This is a genomic window from Acinetobacter sp. RF14B, from assembly GCF_006864105.1.
In the GTDB taxonomy this organism is placed as follows: Bacteria; Pseudomonadota; Gammaproteobacteria; order Pseudomonadales; family Moraxellaceae; genus Acinetobacter; species Acinetobacter lwoffii_C.
The window spans coordinates 1-3,198 of record NZ_SMTB01000152.1; the positions used below are offsets into that span (position 1 = coordinate 1).

General features: G+C 46.7%; 4 protein-coding genes and 1 pseudogene. 3 read left to right on the forward strand and 2 right to left on the reverse strand.

Features of this window, described 5'->3' with window-relative positions:
* The 3 genes from E2K52_RS13870 to E2K52_RS13880 form a co-directional block, all read left to right on the forward strand.
* Nucleotides 1-164: alanine racemase C-terminal domain-containing protein (locus tag E2K52_RS13870; protein WP_319922808.1), on the forward strand; the 164-nt coding region annotated here is incomplete at its 5' end.
* Between the two features lie 29 nt (nt 165-193).
* Nucleotides 194-556 (forward strand): RidA family protein, encoded by a 363-nt coding sequence (locus E2K52_RS13875; RefSeq protein WP_151205607.1) that lies wholly within the window; start codon nt 194-196, stop codon nt 554-556.
* 158 nt (nt 557-714) lie between these two features.
* A complete protein-coding gene (locus tag E2K52_RS13880) occupies nt 715-2,154 on the forward strand; it encodes an amino acid permease (protein WP_151205608.1) in 1,440 nt (479 codons plus the stop codon).
* A 55-nt stretch (nt 2,155-2,209) separates the two neighbouring features.
* Here the strand turns inward: E2K52_RS13880 and hemJ are convergent, their stop codons facing one another.
* Nucleotides 2,210-2,662, reverse strand: a complete 453-nt coding sequence (gene hemJ / locus E2K52_RS13885; protein WP_151205609.1) for a protoporphyrinogen oxidase HemJ — start codon at nt 2,660-2,662, stop codon at nt 2,210-2,212.
* Nucleotides 2,663-2,685: 23 nt separating this feature from the next.
* A pseudogene (locus tag E2K52_RS13890) lies at nt 2,686-3,198 on the reverse strand (beta-ketoacyl-ACP synthase I); the annotation flags it as partial.

Below are 3,198 nucleotides of genomic sequence, written 5' to 3' on the forward strand. Positions count from 1 at the left end.
CGCAGGCGCAGCCCGGAAGTGAAGTGGTGCTGTGGGGGCAGTCTGTTAAGGGGGCTGTTTTGCCCATTGATGAGGTGGCAGCAGGTTCAGGCACTGTAGGTTATGAACTTATGTGTGCTATCACAGCGCGGGTGCCTATCCAAATAGACGCCTGCAAATTTTAAAATATCAAATGCAAACCGAGGAGCAATTCATGACGGAACATGCAAATATTCAACGTTTAAACAGCAATCAGGTCATGAGTGCTGTGACCATTCATCAGCAGACAGTTTATCTGTCAGGCCAGGTACCGGACAGTACCCATCTTGATATTGAAGGTCAGACTAAAGAAGTCCTGGCCAAGATTGATCAGTTGCTGGAACTGGCAGGGACGGATAAAAGCCGTCTGTTGTCTGCACAGCTGTTTGTGAAAAATCTGGCAGATTTTCAACAGGTGAATGCGCTCTGGATTAACTGGATGGAAGGTTGTGGTACACCTGCGCGTGCCACCATTCAGGCCGATCTGGTTAATCCTGACTGGTTGATCGAGATTGCGGTGATCGCAGCTCAAGCCTAGATAGAACTATGGTTTTATATCGGTTAGTAAATAACTGCAGTACATTAGACAGGCTCAAGCTCACTCCTTTGGGGTGAGCAGCATTAACTCTTCAGTTCAGGATCGAATTTGAAGAGTTTTTTTGTAAGTCCTGTAGATGTTTAAAAGGATGTTCAGATATGAAAACACCTCCCCGTACTGACGCGACGCAAGCGTCTCCCCATGAGTTGCAACGTAAACTCTCCAACCGGCATCTACAATTAATTGCGATTGGCGGCGCCATTGGAACAGGCCTGTTTATGGGTTCTGGTAAAACCATTGCGCTGGCAGGCCCTTCAATTTTATTTATCTACATGATCATTGGGGCAATGTTTTTTTTTCTGATGCGCGCATTAGGGGAAATTCTGCTATCCAATCTGCACTATAAATCTTTTATTGATATGGCGCATGACCTGATTGGTCCGGGTGCCGGTTATTATATTGGCTGGTCTTACTGGCTGGGCTGGGTTTTGGTCGGTATTGCCGATCTGGCCGCGATTATCAATTATCTGAACTTCTGGTTGCCACCTAATATGGTCTTTACCCCTTTGGGGCAAGCGCTGATCAGTGCGGGTTGTGTACTTCTGGTACTTGGAATTAACTTGCTTACAGTGAAACTGTTTGGCGAAATTGAATTCTGGTTTGCCCTGATCAAGATTCTGGCTATTCTGGGGCTGATTGCCATCGGTGGCTATATGATCTTTAGTAATTTTCAGACACCTGGTGGTTCGGTTGCCAGCTTGAGTAATGTCTGGGTACATGACGGTATGTTCCCGAAAGGAGCCATGGGCTTCCTAGCTGGCTTCCAGATTGCCATGTTTGCCTTTGTTGGGGTGGAGCTGTTAGGAACAATGGCGGCTGAAACCAAGGACCCTGAAAAGAACTTGCCGAAAGCCGTGAATGCAATCCCAACACGGATTATCCTGTTTTATGTACTGTCTTTACTGGTTATTATGTCAGTGACCCCGTGGATAGAAATTCCAGCTGATCAAAGCCCATTTGTGACGCTGTTTCTGCATGCAGGTATTCCTGTTTCAGCGATTATCATGAACTTGGTAGTATTGTCTTCGGTCATGTCTTCCATGAATAGTGGGGTATTTTCCACCAGTCGTATGCTGTTTGGTTTGGCTCGTGGCGGACAGGCACCTCAGGGGCTGGCTGAGCTTTCCAAGCGCGCAGTTCCTGCTAAAGGCCTGCTGTTTTCCTGTGGTTTTATTATGGCCGGTGCGGTATTTCAGTATTTTGTGCCGAATACCATGGAAGCCTTTACCTTGGCGAGTGCGCTCTGTGTCATCCTGTTTATCAGTATCTGGAGTCTGATCATGGTGTGTTATATCCGCTACCGCAAGCAGCAGCCGGAAAAGCATGAAGCGTCCAGCTTTAAAATGCCCGGTGGTATCTGGATGTCTTATATCGTGCTGATCTTTTTGTTCTTCGCGCTGGTCATTCTTAGCCTGGAACCGGATACCATGAAGGCCCTCATGATTAGTCCGCTCTGGCTGATGATTTTATTTGCGACTTATCACCTGTTATACAAACCACGTGCACGCAAGCGTCAACAGTTACTCTCTGGAGAGTAACGGTTAAATAAAAAAATCCCCGAATGATCGGGGATTTTTTTATTTTGTCATGACATTAGAAGACGGGTTTAACCACCACCAGAATCACCACTGCAAATAGAATGAAGGTCGGCATTTCATTAAAAAAACGCCAAAATTTATGGGACTTGTAATGCGCATTTTTCATCAGTTGCTTGCGGTAATAACCACAAACCAGATGGTAAATCACCAGTAAGCCGACCAGACCCACTTTCAGGTAAAACCATAAGGCTTCATGATAGTGGCGCGTTGCATCGCCCCAATCTACCAAAAAGTGTGCGGTAATTAAGGTGGCGATCATTGCAGGCCACATAATGCCGCGGTACAGCTTGCGTTCCATGATCTGGAAGCGTTGATGGCTGATCGCATCTTCACTCATTGCATGGTAGACATAAAGCCGTGGTAAGTAGAACAGGGCAGCGAACCAGCATACCACAGCAATAATATGTAATGCTTTTACCCACAAGAAAGCATCAGAAGGAGCATCCATCAAGTCACCCTATTTGAGGCAGCTTAACCTTCCCATTTCTTGAGAACGAGACAGGCATTTACGCCGCCGAAACCGAAACTATTGCTCATCACAGTATTCAGTTTTGCATCACGTTTTTCAAGTACGATATCAAATGGTTTTGCGCCTTCATCCAGTTCAGTCACGTTGATGTTTGGTGCAATAAAGTCATTCTGCATCATCAGAACTGAGTAAATGGCTTCCTGAACACCCGCTGCACCTAAGCTATGACCGGTCATAGATTTAGTTGAACTCAGTGGAGGAACCTGACCTTCACCAAATGCGCGCTCCATTGCTTTAAGTTCGGTCACGTCACCCGCTGGCGTCGAAGTACCATGTGTATTCACATAGTCAATTTTATCGACACCATGTTGCTTGGCTTCTTCCAGTGCCATCAGGATACAGCGTGTTGCACCTTCACCACTTGGGGCAACCATATCCGCGCCATCAGAGTTAGCCGCATACGCCACCACTTCTGCCAGAATGTTGGCACCACGCGCCTGCGCATGTTCAGGATG